Below are 16,781 nucleotides of genomic sequence, written 5' to 3'. Positions count from 1 at the left end.
ATGCATATGGGACGATATATTTTAGGCAGCATGCTCATTCTTCCCAAAAATCAGGTCTAATATTAGTTCCTCTTCGAGTACAGTCCACGCATCTTGGAGTGGAATACCTGTAGCCAATTGGCTCAATGGCATTTTCGAGATAAATTGGCAAAGCTGGTATATTGATTTCGGAGCGGAAAACTGCGTCATAATTTGCTACCAAAACCGTATCGGCAGACAAAAAGCATCCTGCATACTCAGGAACTTCCGGCCTCCAAGGTGCCACTTCTCTAATATCAATAAAAAGCCTCTTTTGTTGAACTTTCCCTAAACTCACCTGCCCAATTACCGGAACATCAGGGTTTTGGTCTTGCTTTATATTCCCTCTGATATTCGAAGGGAGTGGACTAAAAATCGAGCCTAAATCATCTGTGTTTTTCTTTAAAATTTCCCAAAATTCAACTGCATCTTTGCTTAGAGCCTTTTGCGAGATCAAAATACTATAGCGAAGGGAAAGTCGCTCATCTCCTCGATTGATTTGCTTGATAGACTGTCTAAAAACAAATTGATCTTGAAATCTAGAGGAGGTCTCTAAAATCAGATCAGAATTTAAGGCACTTCGATAGCATAAATCAATTCGCTCTTCGGCTGGACGCGGAATAATTCTTTTCAATTCTGGATCATATTTGTCAAAAGAGATAATTGGAGGGCGAAAAGCCCAAGTTTCCTCATAAGTCCAGAGAAAATCATCTGCATCAGGATTACCTTTGGTGGTCAAAAACACCTCTACACCAGCCTCATTTTGTTCAAAACCAACATCAATAATCTCAGGCGTAATTACAGGCTTCAAATCACTAGAGGTATAGCTCGTACCGTCATTGAGAAAAATCCTTAATTGATAAGTTTCATTTTCAGGAATGTCATGTTGGAATTCATAGATACCCTCACCTCGCTCTAAAAGGGAATATCTCGCGCCAGAACTGCTTTCCAAGTAAACAGTAGCACCAAGCGCTGAAGGATTGAAATTAAATTCATCTTGGATATTGGAAGTAAAGCTCAATCTTAAATTACTACTTAATCCTTCCGAATCGAGATAACCTTCTACCACCAGAACATTGAGATCCCGTGCTTCAATCTCCGGCTCAAAAGGCTCCCTACACCCCCAAAAGAGCAAAAGAAGCAAGAAAAAAGAAAGGTTCTGTATTTTCATCAAAATCTGAAATTGTAAGTAATAAATGGAATTGGTTTAGCAAAAATGGATAATTGATACCCTCTTAATTTTCCTTCTACTGGGGTGTAATAGACTGAATAAGGATTACTTCTACCCAACACATTGTAGACTCCGACTGACCAGGACGAATGGGCGAGTTTTTTTACTTTATGATTTCCTTCCAAATTGACAGAAAGGTCAACTCTGAAATAATCCGGAATTCTGTAGGCATTTCTATCCGAAAAATAAACACGTTCAGATCCGCCATACTCAAATTTTGAAATAGGTAAGGTTACCGGCCTTCCGGTGCTATAATTACCATTTAAAGAAGCATTTATTCGCTTACTCAATTCGTAATTTGCCACTAATACCACATGGTGGGGCTGATCAAAATTACTGGAGTAAAAAGCACCCTGATTGATTTTTTCAATACTCGGTTCATCAGAGGTTCTCAGTAAGGAACGAGAATAAGTATATGCCAGTGAGCCTTTTAAAATGCCTGTGTTCTTCTTTAATAAAAACTCAATACCATAAGCCCTGCCAAGGGAATTGAATACATCTTGCTCTATATCCTCATTTAGAATAATAGAGGCTCCCGACCTATAATCCAGAATATTACTCATGTACCGATAGTAGACTTCAGAGGAAAATTCAAATTTTGTTACTCCAATATTTTGATAATACCCTAAAGAAAACTGCCCTCCTGTTTGAGGCTTGATATATGAATCACTGAGTTTCCATGAGTCTGTAGGAGCTATCACGGAAGTATTGGAGAGCAAATGAATGTTTTGCCTCGTTGTAGTAAACCCGGCTTTAATTGAAGACTGGTTGGTTAAATTATATCTACCAGAAAGCCGGAACTCTGGTCCATGATAGGTCTGAATAGTTTCTCCTTTTCCAAAATTTCTTTCCCCCGTAAGGTTGCTTTCAATTATGGGTGCGCCGGGCACATACTCTTTCACGGTATTAGGACCATAAAATTGATACAACATATATCGGCCTCCATAACTAACTGAAAGGCGCTCGTTGATCGTCCATTCGTCTCCAAAATAGATTGCTAACTCCCGCGCTTGTTCATTTTCCAAATCCTGAGGAATTACAATTGACTCTGTGCCAAAGGGGTTATTTGTCCCAGGATTTAATTGGTATTGGATTGCGTGGAGTCCAAATTTATAAATATGGTTGAGGTCCTTTCTGTATTCCCAATCGGTTCTCAAATGGACTTGCTTTACATCAAAATTGAAATCAAATGCATTTAAAGGATTATCCTGCCCGATAATTCCAAATTGATATGCATCATACCCAGCAGTAAACCGAGCTTCCAACTGTTCATTATAAAAGTGACGCCAAGTCGCTGCTACATTAAGATTTTGATAGGAATAGGTAGTGTCAGGATCAAAGGCAAACTCATCTTTGGAAATGTAGCTAGTGACTTCCAAATGATTTTTCTCGTTAAAAATATGCCTAACATTGGCATTAAAATCATAGAAAGAGGCTCTTGAACCATTTAAGGCAGCTTCATCATCCAATAAATTCAAAGCCCAATCAGAGTAAGTAGATCTCCCACCTAGAATAAAAGTGGTCTTTTCTCCTATAGGACCTTCCAAGCTCAATCTGCCAGTCATGATTCCTATACCTCCACTTCCACCGATTTTATCAGATCTTCCAAACTTTGGACTTACCTGAAGCACTGAGGAAAGCCTGCCCCCATAATTTACCGGAACAGAACCTTTGTAAAGCTCCACTCCTGCCACCATATCAGGATTGAAAGCAGAGAAAAACCCAAAGACATGTGCAGGATTAAATACGGTCGATTGATTATAGAGAATTAGATTTTGATCAGCAGCTCCTCCTCTTACATTGAAGCCAACACTCGCCTCTCCTACAGTATTTACACCGGGCATGGTTAATATGCCCCTCAGCACATCCACTTCTCCCAAAATAGCCGGAAGACGCTTTACCTCTGCCATAGAAATGGATTGAACTCCCATTTCAAGTTTGTTAATATTGGACAGGGCCCCAGAGCTTACTACTACTTCATCTAAAGAAAGAAAACTTTCCTGTACCTCCATATTTAAGACTCCATTTCCGAAAAGCTCTATTTGACGCTGCTCTTGATAGCCTCCTGGATTTTGAATTATTAAAGTATGTCTTCCTTTAGGAAGGGTGATTTGATAGTACCCATTTTCATCAGTGATGGACTTTTGAAAACCAATGTTTTCATAAATCACTGTTCCCAGCATGGGCTCACCATTTTCTATGTTGCTTACTTTACCAGATAGCACCGCGGTCTTTTGAGCGGGGTCTTCTTTGTCCTTTCCGATTTCATATCGCATGTTCCTAGCAAAGGCACCTAAATCTTCCTGTTGATCTGTTGCCAACTTGGAAACCTGGTTTTTAGGCTCAAAATATCCTCTTACAAATTCAATAGGCATTTTTCTTCCTGAGGTAATAAATACCCTATTGTCGGCAGCTATGGAAAACTTCCAACTGGACCCTTGAAAAATTGCTATCAGGAGATCATCTAATTTACCCTCTTTCGCCTGGATATTAACCGAAACTTCCTCCATCAACTTCGGATCAAAGACAAAGCGATAGGAGGTTTCCTTTTCTATGAGCTCAGCAAACCTTTCAAAAGATACTCCCGCAAAAAGTCCTGTGATTTTCTCCTGCGTTTGAGCCTCTGCTAGGCCAAAGGACAGGCAAAAAACTCCTAGCAATGCGATTAAAAGCCTTTTATTCATTTTCAGTACCTATTGATTGTGAATGAATTTGAATTAACATCTTTAGGTATCGTCTCTTGTTGCTTCCATAATAAACACCTTTTCTAGTCAGATTCTCCCGGACAAGTTTTTTACTCAATTCCAGAGTTTTAATCGCAGACTTCTTTGTTTTTATGGAAAAAAACTGGCCACCATCCCAAATAAAAAAATCTTCGAACTCCTCATATTTAGCCACATAATCTCCCAATTCACGTGTGGGTTTCGGAATTTTATAATGCTTGGCGAGCAAGGTCACCCTTCCCTCTTCCACAATTTCATAAAATCCGTTTTTATGGTGAGCATAAGACTCATTTCCGGTCAACTGCTTGAAATTGCTTCCATCCCCAAGTCTAAATGAATTGATTTTGGCTGGGTTTATCAGAAGCTTTTGCATGTAAATGGGATGTACTGTAATGACCTGATCATATCTTATATCATATAAAAGAGGGATGTCAGGGTAATACACTTGATTGATGGTTAAGCCGCCGTATTCAAAAGACCTGCCTTTCAAAAAAGGAAAGCCTTCATGGTTTTTGGGAGGCTCAGGGTATTGGGCTCCAGTGATCAACTCCTGAAAAAAAGGTAGCTTTTCCTGGTAAAATTCCAGGTTAGCCAAATTTTCTTGGAGGCTCTGACCAAATGCCCCAACCATTGATAGGCTAATTAGGCCCAGTAAAAAAATTCTTTTCCTCATGGTCGAAAATACGAGAGAATCGATTTTTGATTCAGGTTTTTAAAAATTATGTTTAGAAAGGTAAAGTTTCCTTTTAGAAGGAAAAATCTATCCACTAAATGAGCCCCATATGACCAGTAGAAGACAAGTACTCAAAAGCATTGCCCTTTCATCCATAGCAGTGGGAGCTCCTCTTGCTGTAACGAAAGCAGCGGAAAAAACGCTACCTCAGTTTCGGTTTTCTCTCAATACTTCTACTATTCGTGGACAAAAATTGAGCATTCCCCAAATCATCGAACTAGCCGCAAGAGCTGGATATGATGGCTTTGAGCCATGGATGATGGAGATTCAAACCTATTTGGATTCCGGGAAAAGCTTGGCTTCGCTCAAGAAATTAGCATCCGATGCGGGCCTGGAATTTTTCGATTGCATAGGTTTTCCTACCTGGATGTCCCAAGATGCTGAGAAAAGCAAAGTTGGATTTACTCAAATGGAAAAAGAAATGGGAGTCTTGGCGGAATTAGGTTGTCCAAGAGTTGCTGCTCCTGCTATTGGTTCGGAAGCACCTCTAGACTTGATGGAGGCTGGAGAAAAATACAAACGACTGCTAGATCTGGGCAGGAAAACGGGAGTTATGCCCCAACTGGAATTCTGGGGAGCCTTCCCTTCATTTCATCATTTGGGTCAAGCCATGATGGTTGCCGCTGTGGCTAACGATCCTGATGCAAAAATCCTTGCAGATGTGTACCATCTTTTCCGAGGAGGTTCTGGTTTTGAAGGCATGAAACTCTTGGACGGGCAAGCCATTGATATTTTCCATATGAATGATGTACCGGGTGACATTCCGCGATTGGAGCAACAGGATAAGGATAGAGTTATGCCAGGCGACGGGGCTGCTCCCATGCAAGAACTCGCCAATACACTCAAAGCCAAAGGAAAACCCATTATTCTGTCCTTAGAGCTTTTCAATCCAACCTACTATGCCATGGATGCAGAAGTGGTTGTGAAAGAAGGTTTGGAGAAGATGAAGCGTTTTTTTTGAAAAAAATTGGGCTCATTTAGCCTGAGTTTAAAGACAAAAAACAAATCTTTATTTATGATTAAATAATTAAGCATCTCAGCCAAACAAATCTGAGCTCAAATAACGGTCTCCACGATCGCAAGTAATGCAGACAATCAATCCTTCTTCAAGTTCTTTGGAAAGCTCGATAGCTGCATGTAAAGCTCCGCCACTACTCATTCCGGCTAATATTCCTTCTTCTTTAGCCATCCTGCGTGTCATTTCAGTAGCCTGATCCTGTGAAACATCTATCACTCGATCTACTCTATCTTTTTCAAAAATCGCAGGCAAAAATTCCGGAGACCATCTTCTGATTCCTGGAATGCTCGATCCATCGGTAGGCTGGGTACCCACTATCTGGATTGAAGGATTTTTTTCTTTGAGATATCTAGATACCCCCATGATAGTACCTGTGGTACCCATTGCAGATACAAAGTGGGTAACTTTCCCCTGCGTATCATTCCAGATTTCTGGTCCAGTGGTTTTGTAATGGGCCAAATAATTATCCGGATTGGCAAATTGATTCAGCATGAAATAGCCTTCTTTCTCATTCATTTCCTCCGCCAGAGTTCTAGAATACTCGATGGTTTTAGCTGCTGGTGTTAAAATAACTTTTGCCCCATAAGCCTCCATGGAAAGTACCCGTTCTCGAGTTGAGTTGTCCGGCATAATCAAGGTCATATCCAGTCCCAAAACTTTGGCTACCATTGCCAAAGCAATTCCAGTATTACCGCTGGTAGCCTCAACCAATTTATCACCCCTTTTTATTTCCCCTCTATCCAAGGCAGATTGAAGCATATTAAACGCAGCTCTGTCCTTGACACTTCCGCCCGGGTTTTGGCCCTCCATTTTGCAAAGAATCTTGACTTTTGGATTTGTCGGGATATGGGAAAGCTCCACCAAAGGAGTATTACCGATTAATTCAAATAGCTTCATGGGAATCGTTTTTGAATACATACACATCCGTAACTTCTGAATCTGCATGGTACATTTGGGCTTGATAATAAACTTTAGACCCTGCTGCCACAGATTTAGTCAACCAGACATTTCCTCCTATGGTACTTCCTTTTCCAATGACAGTTTCTCCGCCCAAAATAGTAGCTCCAGCGTAAATCACTACATGATCTTCAATGGTTGGATGACGCTTGCTATCTGCATCAGCTTTTGCTACGCTTAAAGCACCAAGAGTAACCCCTTGGTAAATTTTTACATGCTCGCCTATTACTGTGGTTTCTCCGATCACTACACCTGTACCATGATCTATACAGAAATACTTGCCAATTTTAGCCCCTGGATGGATGTCAATTCCCGTACGACTATGAGCAATTTCTGTGATCATTCTGGGAATTAACTTAATTCCCAACATATGCAGTTCATGAGCAATTCTATAGGCTGCTATCGAATAAAACCCTGGATAAGAACGTAGAATCTCAGTTCTGGATTTGGCTGCTGGATCTCCTGAGTACATTGCATCCACGTCCAAGTGAATCCAATCGTATACTTTCTCCAGTCTATTGAAAAACTCAGCTGCCAATTCCTTTCCGTTTTGACCATGAAGCTGGGTATTCCTTTGAAGGATTACTTCCAAAGTGAATTGGCTTGCGGCTAATTTTTGTTCTACCTCAGACTCATCCTTGATTTTTTGTACAGAATATTCTGGAAATAATAATCCCAAAACCTCTTCAAAAAATTGTTGTATCACCTTGGGAGAGGGGCAATCTGAGCACTCCTGATGGGCGCGGTGAATTTTAGAAACAAAAGAATTCATAGGTTTGAGTTGAGAGACTTACAACACAAAACCAACTCGAATCACATAAGGTTCACCATAAGGAGACCTTAAATTATCATGAAGCACATTATATAGGAAAGTAAAGTTGGCTCCTCCCCTTCCTCCACCGAAAGGAGCAAAGTAGCCTCCGCCTAAGAACAGGGCATTGGACCAAATCCGCTCAAAACGCTCAGATTGGGTATTATAATTTTCAAAATTCAATGATTCGAACTCCCCATGAATAAAAATATTGGGTAGTACATTAAACCTATTGAATACCCTTCCGCCATAAGATGAAAATTCATTTCCAAAAAATCTCCTGTCATTAAAATATTGATAAGTAACCCCAACTCCTGCAGAATATCTATTAGTGATCATAACACCAACTAAAGGAGAAATGTCTAATAGAGTAACTGTTCCAAACTGCATCCCGAAGTTTCCTCCATAATACAGCCTGTCTTTAAATGATACAGAATCTGAATAGATTTCTCTTTGGGCCTGCGTTTGAAAAAACAGACCAAAGGATAAAAGAAAAGTAAGAGTGAGGAGTTTATTTTTTGACAATAACATAGAGATCTTCGCTTGGCTTCTTCATCAGGTATTTTTCACGGGCAAACTTCTCTAAGAGTTCGGGATTACTCATTAATTCTTCTCTTTCAGACTTAATTTTCACTTTTCGCTCTTGATAGTATTCCTTTTGATCCTCCAGCTGATTCAGTTTTTGACTTAGTTTAAACTGGTTTACCAAGTTATTGGAGTCAATAAAAATCATCCAAGACAGGAAACAAAGAGTTGCCAATCCATAAAAATTACCACCTAGTTTGAGAAGCTTCTTCATAGTATACACAGAACAGAAAGTTAAATTACAAAAATGATGCGAAAATGAAGCGAGTGGAGGATAATTGTGGGTTTTGCAATCTCTTGAAGTAAAAAAATGCTCGCAGAGGCGCAGCGACGCAAAGCTTAAAACTCCCGCAAGATAAAGTTAGCAGTTTGGGAAAGTCTTAAGTCTAAAGTGAAAAATCTGAAAAGCAGGCAGGAAGCAGGGGGAGTAAGTAGTAGACAGGTATCAGTAAGCAGTGTCGGGACCGGGAGCAACGAAGCGGTCTCAAAAAGGCAGAAATCTGAAGAAAGGAACCTAATAGGAGCCTGCCAAGACTATGTTCGCTATGTGCCTAGGTGGTGAAAAAATAATATCAAAGAAGAAATTGACTCATACTATTCATACCGCTTCTTTTTTAAACAAAAAATCCCCTGTCTTTATGACAGAGGATTTTAAAAGTTTTATGAGCTAGTAAGGCTTACTTCAATCTTCCTTTGAAAACTGCCGCATCGCCAAGCTGCTCCTCAATTCTAAGCAATTGGTTGTATTTAGCCATTCTATCAGATCTAGAAGCAGATCCAGTTTTGATTTGACCACAGTTAACTGCCACAGCCAAATCAGCGATGGTTGAATCTTCTGTTTCTCCGGATCTGTGAGACATTACAGCTGTAAACCCAGCCTTATGTGCCATACTGATTGCATTCAAGGTCTCAGTCAATGTTCCGATTTGATTTACTTTAATCAAGATGGAATTAGCCGATTTTTCTTGGATACCTCTTTGTAGGAACTTTACGTTTGTTACAAATAAGTCATCACCTACTAGCTGTACTTTATCTCCGATTTTAGCGGTCAACATAGCCCAACCTTCCCAGTCTTCTTCAGCACATCCGTCTTCGATAGAATCGATTGGATATTTTTCAGTTAGGGAAGCTAAATAGTTTACCTGCTCCTCTCTGCTTCTGATGACTCCAGTATCACCTTCAAATTTCTTATAATCGTATTTTCCATCTTTGAAAAACTCAGATGCAGCACAGTCCAAAGCAATAGTCACATCGTCACCAGCTTTGTAACCAGCCTTTTCGATAGCATCTAAAATACAACCCAAAGCTTCCTCTGTTCCGCCGGAGAAGTTTGGAGCAAATCCACCTTCGTCTCCTACTGCGGTACTCAAACCTTTATCGTGAAGGATTTTTTTCAAATTATGGAAGATTTCAGCTCCCATACGGATTGCCTCTGAGAAGCTAGGAGCTCCTACAGGGCGAATCATAAACTCCTGGAATGCGATAGGTGCATCAGAGTGAGATCCACCATTGATGATATTCATCATTGGTACAGGAAGCGTATTAGCATTTACACCGCCGATATAGCGATATAATGGCTGGCCTGCTTCCATTGCTGCTGCCTTGGCAACTGCCAAAGAAACACCAAGTATTGCATTGGCTCCCAAGCGGCTTTTTGTGGAAGTTCCATCCAAGTCAATCATGATCTGGTCAATCATGTTTTGCTCAAAAACTTCCATTCCTACCAATTCCGGGGCAATGATATCATTCACATTGGAAACGGCTTTCAATACGCCTTTTCCTAAATATACACTCTTGTCACCGTCACGAAGCTCTACGGCCTCGTTAACTCCTGTAGATGCACCACTAGGAACAGCCGCTCGGCCAAATGCACCATTTTCTGTTACCACATCCACCTCTACGGTTGGATTACCTCGTGAATCGAGGATTTGTCTTGCATGAATTGATTGAATCAACGTCATAGTCTAAAAGGTTTATAAGATTTAATTTTGATTGATTAAGGCGATAAAGTCATCAAAAAGATACCGGGAATCGTGCGGTCCAGGAGAAGACTCCGGGTGATACTGCACAGAAAACGCCGGTTTATTTTTCAGCTTGATGCCCGCCACTGTATTGTCATTCAGGTGAACATGAGTAATCTCCACCTCAGGATGCTTTTCAGTATCTTCTCTTACGATATTAAAGCCGTGATTTTGAGAGGTAATTTCACTTTTACCTGTCACCATATTTTTGATAGGATGGTTGATTCCTCTGTGCCCATGGTGCATCTTGTAAGTTGAAATACCTACTGACTCTGCCAATAATTGGTGTCCGAGACAAATTCCAAAAACAGGTTTTCCTGTATTTAGAATATCCTTTACAGTTTCCACTGCATAATCCATCACAGCTGGATCGCCGGGACCATTGGATAAGAAATAGGCATTAGGCTGCCACTCTTCCATTTCCGCCAATTTTGTTTTAGCTGGATATACTTTACAATAAACTCCGCGTGAGGCTAAGTTTCTCAGGATATTTTTCTTAATCCCGAAATCCATACAGGCAACTTTGATTGAAGCATTTTCATCTCCATAATAATAAGGCTCTTGAGTACAAACTTGAGAAGAAAGTTCCAGGCCGTTCATGTCCGGTAACTTCTCAAGCTCAGCTTTAAGACCTTCCAAATTGCCTTCAAATTCAGAACTGATGATTGCATTCATAGCTCCTTGGGAGCGGATATGTCTCACCAACTTACGGGTATCGATATCTGCTATTCCGGTGATTTTATATTTCACCAAATAATCCTGAAGAGAACCATGCCCATCCAGTCTGGAGTAAACTTCTGAGAAACTATTGACAACGATACCGCCAATAGTAGGATGATCAGACTCTACTTCTTCATTATGTACACCATAATTCCCAATGTGTGAAGTGGTAGTGACAATAACCTGACCGGTATAAGAAGGATCTGTATAGATCTCTTGATAGCCAGTCATACCGGTATTGAAACAAATCTCACCCCCATTGGTACCGGGGTTTCCAATCAATGAACCGTGGAAAACGGTTCCGTCAGCTAGAAGTAAGGTTGCTTTATGTTTAATCATGTTTGAGAAAGTTGCCCAAAGTTAAAGATTTCTTGCAAGGAGGAGGAATGTATGGGTATAAAAAAAGGATTGAACGAGAGTCCAATCCTTTCTATATTTTAAATTGAATATCAATTTACTTTTCTTCTGTGTCAGCATCAGTTGAATCAGAAGAAGCTTCTGAAGCCTTAGGCTCTTCAGTTTTTGCTTCAGCAGCAGGTGCAGCAGCAGTAGTTTCAGCAGGCTTGCTAGAACCTCTTCTAGATCTTCTAGTAGTTTTCTTAGCAGGCTTCGCATCTTTCAACATCAATTCGTTGAAGTCAACCAATTCGATGATACACATTTCAGCGTTATCACCCAATCTGAAACCAGTTTTGATGATACGAGTGTATCCTCCTGGACGAGTACCAACTTTCGCGATTACTTCACCAAACAAAGCAATGATAGCTTCTTTGTTTTTCAAGTAAGAGAAAGCCATACGTCTGTTGTGAGTGGTATCTTCCTTTGCTCTAGTGATCAAAGGCTCCACATATTTCTTCAATTCTTTTGCCTTGGCAAGCGTGGTTGAGATACGCTTGTGAAGAATCAGCGAAGTTGCCATGTTGGAAAGCATTGATTTCCTGTGAGCAGCCTTCCTTCCAAGGTGGTTAAATTTCTTACCGTGTCTCATTTTATTTATTCTTCATCAAGTTTATACTTTGAAATATCCATTCCAAAGGTCAAGCCTTTTTCCTGAATCAACTGCTCCAATTCAGCAAGAGACTTCTTACCGAAGTTTCTGAATTTCATCATATCAGAAATTTCTAACTTGGCAAGATCTCCCAAGGTCTTCACGTCAGCAGCTTTCAAACAGTTGAAAGCACGAACAGAAAGGTCTAGATCGCTTAGAGAAGTCTTCAAAAGCTTTCTCATGTGAAGGAACTCTTCATCGATTGGCTCTGGCTCCGCAACTCCAGTAGAGTCAAGAACCATAGTCTGATCAGAGAATAGCATAAAGTGCTGAATCAAAATTTTAGCAGATTCCTGAAGTGCTTTCTCAGGATGGATAGAACCATCAGTTGAAACTTCAAGGATCAATTTTTCGAAGTCAGTCTTTTGCTCCACACGGGTATTTTCTACGCTGTACTTTACATTTTTGATTGGTGTAAAGATGGCGTCGATGGCAATTTGCCCGAATACCTGCTCTTTTGGTTTGGATTCTTCAGCTGGTAAGTAGCCTCTTCCTTTTTCGACATTCAATTCGATCTCGAAAGTTTTGGACTCATCGATGTGGCAAATAACCAAATCCGGATTCAATACCTCGAAGGAAGAAGTGAACTTCGCAATGTCCCCTGCAGTGAAGACAGACTGATTTTTTACTTCAACAGTGATTTTTCCGTCAAATGCTTCATGCACTTTCTTGAAACGTACCTGCTTCAGGTTCAAAATAATGTCGGTCACATCCTCCACTACACCATCGATGGTGGAAAACTCATGCACCACTCCAGGAATCTTGATGGAAGTGATGGCATAACCCTCCAACGAAGAAAGCAAAATTCTTCTTAGGGCGTTACCGATGGTAACTCCATAGCCTTTTTCCAGTGGTTTGAAAGTAAACAAGCCATGGAAGTCATCGGCTTTTTCCATTACCACTTTTTCGGGCATTTGAAATGCTAGTATGGACATATATCTTGTTCTTTTTTTAAAAGCTGAAAATAGTAAATATTACTTAGAGTAAAGTTCGACGATGAGCTGCTCCTTGATATTTTCTGGAATATCATCTCTAGAAGGCACACTGACGAATTTGCCGGACAAAGAAGCGCTATCCCACTCTAACCAGGAATACTTGTTTGCACCTCTACCAGCTAAGCTATTGGTAATAGCCTCCAAAGACTTGGAACGTTCTCTTACAGAAACCACATCTCCTGGCTTCAATGAGTAAGAAGGAATGTTCACTACTTCACCGTTTACTAGAATATGCTTGTGAGAAACCAATTGTCTTGCACCTCTTCTAGTTGGGGAGATTCCCATTCTATAAACGGTGTTATCCAATCTAGCTTCCAAAAGCTGAAGCAAGTTTTCACCTGTGATACCCTGCTTTCTAGAAGCGATATCAAACATTTTAGCGAACTGTCTTTCCAATACACCGTAGATGTATTTTGCTTTTTGCTTCTCAGCAAGCTGGATAGCATATTCTGACTGCTTCTTTCTTCTTCCACGACCATGCTGTCCTGGAGGATAGTTTTTCTTTTGAAGCGCTTTGCTATGCCCTTCGATAGGCTCGCCAAACTTTCGGGCGATCTTTGCTTTAGGACCTGTATATCTAGCCATTTCTTACAATTTTATAATTAAACTCTTCTACGCTTAGGTGGACGACATCCATTGTGTGGCATTGGAGTCACATCGATGATAGTAGTCACATCCAAACCTACATTTTGCAATGTTCTGATCGCGGATTCTCGACCAGCACCTGGACCTTTTACGAATACTTCGATTTTTCTCAAACCTAAGTCGTAAGCAACCTGACCGCAGTTTTGAGCGGCCATTTGCGCAGCGTAAGGAGTATTTTTCTTAGAACCTCTGAAACCCATTTTACCGGCAGAAGCCCAAGAGATTACTTGTCCTGCATTATTGGTAATAGAGATGATGATATTGTTGAAGGAGGCTTTGATATGCGCCTGACCTACAGCTTCTACCTTTACTACTCTTTTTTTACCTTTTGCTTTATCGTTTCTTTTCTGAGCCATAATCTAAATCAGGTTTTATTTAGTTGCCTTCTTCTTGTTAGCAACAGTCTTTCTCTTACCCTTCCTTGTTCTGGCGTTGTTTTTAGTCTTTTGACCACGCACCGGAAGTCCTTTTCTGTGTCTCAAACCTCTATAACAACCAATATCCATTAGTCGCTTGATGTTCAATTGGATCTCTGATTTCAAAACACCTTCGGTTCTGAATTCTTCGGCAATGATATTACGGATAGCGGTAGATTCGTCATCATTCCACTCACCTGCTTTCTTGTCGAAAGAGATACCGGCTTTGCTCAGGATAGCTCTGGCGGAGCTTCTTCCGATTCCGAAGATGTAGGTAAGACCTACTTCCCCGCGCTTATTGTCTGGTATATCTACACCTGCAATTCTAGCCATGATTAACCTTGTCTTTGTTTAAACTTAGGATTCTTCTTATTGATGACATAAAGTTTCCCATTTCTTCGGATCAACTTACAGTCAACGCTTCTCTTTTTGATAGATGCTTTAACTTTCATATGAGTATAATTTTATTGTCGGCCATATGTTATCTCGCTGGTCAGTGGATCATCTTTAATAAAGAAATCCGACTTGCTCGATTTCATATCAGTTTATTTATATCGATATACTATTCTACCTTTAGATAAATCATATGGAGAAAGTTCTAATTTGACACGATCTCCAGGTAGGATTTTAATGTAATTCATCCTCATCTTGCCGGAAATATGCGCAATCAACTGGTGGCCGTTTTCCAACTCGACTTTGAACATTGCATTGGATAAAGCTTCGATGATTGTTCCGTCTTGCTCTATTGATGTCTGTTTTGCCATATTAGAATTTAAAATTCTCTTCTATGTATTTATGGGTCGTTAAGACCTCAGTTCTATCTTCGAAAATCGCTACTGTATGCTCATAATGTGCAGATGGTTTTCTATCCGAAGTCCGGATTGTCCATCCATCAGCCTCTTGGACAATATTTCTAGATCCAAGATTTACCATGGGCTCAATCGCAATTACCATCCCTGCTTTTAACAGAGGACCGCTCCCCCTTTTACCATAATTGGGTACTTCTGGTGCCTCATGCAAATTTTTACCAAGTCCATGGCCTACAAGTTCTCTTACAACTGTATAGCCTTTGGCTTCAACAAATTTTTGAATGGCATTGCCAATATCCCCAATACGGTTACCAAAAATTGCCTGTTCGATTCCCAAGTAAAGTGAATCTTTAGTGGCTCTAAGTAAATTCAGAACAGGAGTGGAAACTTCACCGACAGGGTAAGTATAAGCGGAATCGCTATGAAAACCTTGGTGAAAGACTCCACAATCTACTGAGATTATATCGCCATCTTTCAATTCATATTCGCTGGGAAAACCGTGAACAACAACTTCGTTCACAGAAATACAGAGTGATGCGGGAAAACCGTTGTAGCCCTTAAATGAAGGAACTGCACCGTGATCCCGAATAAACTCCTCAGCAATTTTATCTAGGTGAGAGGTCTTTTCCCCTACCTTGATATGTTTGGCTACTTCCCCGTGGGCTTTCGCCAAAATATCTGCACTTTCTTTAATCTTTTGAACCTCCTCTGAGGTTTTGTAATGAATCATCTTAAGCTACTTGGTAATTAGAAGGATTATTCTTCATATTACCAGACTTCATCATTCCCTCGTAATGTCTCATCAATAGATAACTTTCTATCTGACGAAGTGTATCCATGATAACACCCACCATAATCAGCAAGGAAGTACCTCCATAGAACTGAGCAAACTCTCCACCAACACCAGCAATTATAGCCAAGGCAGGAAGAATCGCTACAGCTGCCAAAAGGATAGAACCTGGCAATGTGATTTTGGAAATGATTCCATCTATAAACTCAGAGGTAGGGGCTCCAGGCTTAATACCCGGTACAAACCCACCATTTCTCTTCATATCTTCTGCTATCTGCTCAGGATTAACCGTGATGGCAGTGTAGAAGAAAGTGAATACAATGATCAATACTGCAAAGAGCAAGTTATACTGCCAAGAAGTGAAGTCAGAGAAGGTCGTTCCGATATAGTTAGCAATATCACTTTCTCCTGCCCAGATCTGAGCAATCAAAGCTGGAACAAACATCAAAGACTGAGCAAAGATGATAGGCATTACACCAGATGCATTCACTTTAATAGGAATGTATTGGCGCTGACCTCCATAAACCTTACCGCCTACAACTTGCTTGGCATATTGAACCGGAATTCTTCTTGTAGCTTCTGTCAAGGCGATCACCCCAACTACTACGAAGAATAAAACACCCGCCTCAATTAATAAAAGCAAAAGACCTGAAGATCCTTTCTCCACACCTTCAGCAATTAATGCTCCAGGGAATCGAGAAATAATACCAATCATGATCAACATTGAGATACCGTTTCCGATACCTTTCTCTGTAATTTTTTCACCTAACCACATACAGAACATAGTTCCAGCGGAAAGCAACACAAGAGAGCTAAACATGAACAGGGAAGTACTTACCATCACTGCGCCGGTAGGCAATATAGTGGCTGTAACGTAGCCTATACCTTGGGCGATTGTAATCAGAATGGTGAGAACTCGAGTGATCTGATTAATTCTTTTTCTTCCAGATTCACCCTCTTTTTGCATTTTTTGAAAGTAGGGTACTCCGACAGTCAACAGCTGCAACACAATGGAAGCAGAAATGTAAGGCATAATACCCAGTCCAAAGATGGAGGCATTACTGAACGCACCACCAAGGAATGTATCTATCAGACCAAATATCCCTTCTTGAGGTCCTCCTAATTTGGAAGGATCAACTCCAGGAAGTACGATAAAAGAACCCAATCTGAAAATGATCAGAAAACCGATCGTATTCAAGATTCTCACTCGTAGGTCTTCGATAGAGAAAATGTTCTTAACTGTCGAAATAAACTTTTTCAT

At 40.5% G+C, this 16,781-nt stretch carries 19 protein-coding genes; 1 reads left to right on the top strand and 18 read right to left on the bottom strand.

The annotated features are described in order from the left end of the window. Positions 1 to 34: 34 nt before the first annotated feature. The 3 genes from BM073_RS07945 to BM073_RS07935 are packed head-to-tail and all read right to left on the bottom strand — an operon-like array spanning position 35 to position 4,603. Entirely contained in the window at positions 35 to 1,189 is a 1,155-nt protein-coding gene (locus BM073_RS07945; protein ID WP_091652911.1) for a DUF4249 domain-containing protein, read from the bottom strand. Beyond that, positions 1,189 to 3,933 (bottom strand): TonB-dependent receptor, encoded by a 2,745-nt coding sequence (locus BM073_RS07940; RefSeq protein ID WP_091652908.1) that lies wholly within the window; start codon positions 3,931 to 3,933, stop codon positions 1,189 to 1,191. The genes BM073_RS07945 and BM073_RS07940 overlap by 1 nt, the downstream gene beginning before the upstream one ends. Continuing rightward, positions 3,926 to 4,603: a hypothetical protein gene (locus BM073_RS07935; protein WP_175557870.1), complete on the bottom strand. Its 678-nt coding sequence runs from the start codon at positions 4,601 to 4,603 to the stop codon at positions 3,926 to 3,928. Before BM073_RS07935 ends, BM073_RS07940 begins: the two co-directional genes overlap by 8 nt. Before the next feature lie 151 nt (positions 4,604 to 4,754). Between BM073_RS07935 and BM073_RS07930 the strand changes: the two genes are divergently transcribed. Then, positions 4,755 to 5,666: a sugar phosphate isomerase/epimerase family protein gene (locus BM073_RS07930; protein WP_091652902.1), complete on the top strand. Its 912-nt coding sequence runs from the start codon at positions 4,755 to 4,757 to the stop codon at positions 5,664 to 5,666. Between the two features lie 75 nt (positions 5,667 to 5,741). On the opposite strand, the gene cysM is transcribed toward BM073_RS07930, so the two are convergent. From cysM to secY, 15 genes are all read right to left on the bottom strand, one after another. Beyond that, on the bottom strand, positions 5,742 to 6,620 hold the full coding sequence (gene cysM / locus BM073_RS07925) for a cysteine synthase CysM (protein WP_091652900.1): 879 nt from the start codon (positions 6,618 to 6,620) through the stop codon (positions 5,742 to 5,744). Next, the gene (locus tag BM073_RS07920; RefSeq protein WP_091652897.1) at positions 6,607 to 7,452 is read right to left on the bottom strand and encodes a serine O-acetyltransferase; all 846 of its coding nucleotides are present in this window, start codon (positions 7,450 to 7,452) and stop codon (positions 6,607 to 6,609) included. The genes cysM and BM073_RS07920 overlap by 14 nt, the downstream gene beginning before the upstream one ends. A gap of 18 nt (positions 7,453 to 7,470) precedes the next feature. Continuing rightward, the gene (locus tag BM073_RS07915; protein ID WP_091652894.1) at positions 7,471 to 8,022 is read right to left on the bottom strand and encodes a hypothetical protein; all 552 of its coding nucleotides are present in this window, start codon (positions 8,020 to 8,022) and stop codon (positions 7,471 to 7,473) included. After that, complete coding sequence (locus tag BM073_RS07910; protein WP_091652892.1) at positions 8,003 to 8,290, bottom strand: FtsB family cell division protein; 288 nt, start codon at positions 8,288 to 8,290, stop codon at positions 8,003 to 8,005. The genes BM073_RS07915 and BM073_RS07910 overlap by 20 nt, the downstream gene beginning before the upstream one ends. A 463-nt stretch (positions 8,291 to 8,753) precedes the next feature. Next, a complete protein-coding gene (gene eno / locus BM073_RS07905; RefSeq protein ID WP_091652889.1) occupies positions 8,754 to 10,037 on the bottom strand; it encodes a phosphopyruvate hydratase in 1,284 nt (427 codons plus the stop codon). A 21-nt stretch (positions 10,038 to 10,058) separates the two neighbouring features. Then, positions 10,059 to 11,156: a glutamine-hydrolyzing carbamoyl-phosphate synthase small subunit gene (carA, locus tag BM073_RS07900; protein WP_091652887.1), complete on the bottom strand. Its 1,098-nt coding sequence runs from the start codon at positions 11,154 to 11,156 to the stop codon at positions 10,059 to 10,061. A 115-nt stretch (positions 11,157 to 11,271) separates the two neighbouring features. Next, complete coding sequence (rplQ, locus tag BM073_RS07895; RefSeq protein WP_091652884.1) at positions 11,272 to 11,805, bottom strand: 50S ribosomal protein L17; 534 nt, start codon at positions 11,803 to 11,805, stop codon at positions 11,272 to 11,274. Positions 11,806 to 11,810: 5 nt separating this feature from the next. Continuing rightward, the gene (locus BM073_RS07890; RefSeq protein ID WP_091652882.1) at positions 11,811 to 12,800 is read right to left on the bottom strand and encodes a DNA-directed RNA polymerase subunit alpha; all 990 of its coding nucleotides are present in this window, start codon (positions 12,798 to 12,800) and stop codon (positions 11,811 to 11,813) included. Positions 12,801 to 12,839: 39 nt separating this feature from the next. Next, entirely contained in the window at positions 12,840 to 13,445 is a 606-nt protein-coding gene (gene rpsD / locus BM073_RS07885; protein ID WP_091652879.1) for a 30S ribosomal protein S4, read from the bottom strand. Between the two features lie 17 nt (positions 13,446 to 13,462). After that, positions 13,463 to 13,861, bottom strand: a complete 399-nt coding sequence (gene rpsK, locus BM073_RS07880) for a 30S ribosomal protein S11 (RefSeq protein ID WP_091652876.1) — start codon at positions 13,859 to 13,861, stop codon at positions 13,463 to 13,465. Between the two features lie 15 nt (positions 13,862 to 13,876). Next, the gene (rpsM, locus tag BM073_RS07875) at positions 13,877 to 14,254 is read right to left on the bottom strand and encodes a 30S ribosomal protein S13 (protein WP_091652874.1); all 378 of its coding nucleotides are present in this window, start codon (positions 14,252 to 14,254) and stop codon (positions 13,877 to 13,879) included. A gap of 2 nt (positions 14,255 to 14,256) precedes the next feature. Beyond that, positions 14,257 to 14,373: a 50S ribosomal protein L36 gene (rpmJ, locus tag BM073_RS07870; RefSeq protein WP_091652871.1), complete on the bottom strand. Its 117-nt coding sequence runs from the start codon at positions 14,371 to 14,373 to the stop codon at positions 14,257 to 14,259. Positions 14,374 to 14,466: 93 nt separating this feature from the next. Continuing rightward, a complete protein-coding gene (gene infA, locus BM073_RS07865) occupies positions 14,467 to 14,685 on the bottom strand; it encodes a translation initiation factor IF-1 (protein ID WP_008202999.1) in 219 nt (72 codons plus the stop codon). Between the two features lies 1 nt (position 14,686). Then, positions 14,687 to 15,460, bottom strand: a complete 774-nt coding sequence (gene map, locus BM073_RS07860; protein WP_091652868.1) for a type I methionyl aminopeptidase — start codon at positions 15,458 to 15,460, stop codon at positions 14,687 to 14,689. Between the two features lies 1 nt (position 15,461). Next, complete coding sequence (gene secY / locus BM073_RS07855) at positions 15,462 to 16,781, bottom strand: preprotein translocase subunit SecY (RefSeq protein ID WP_091652866.1); 1,320 nt, start codon at positions 16,779 to 16,781, stop codon at positions 15,462 to 15,464.

Source organism: Algoriphagus ornithinivorans (assembly GCF_900115305.1).
GTDB lineage: Bacteria > Bacteroidota > Bacteroidia > Cytophagales > Cyclobacteriaceae > Algoriphagus > Algoriphagus ornithinivorans.
Note: the sequence above shows the minus strand (reverse complement) of the source record. Positions and strands in the feature narration are given on the sequence as shown.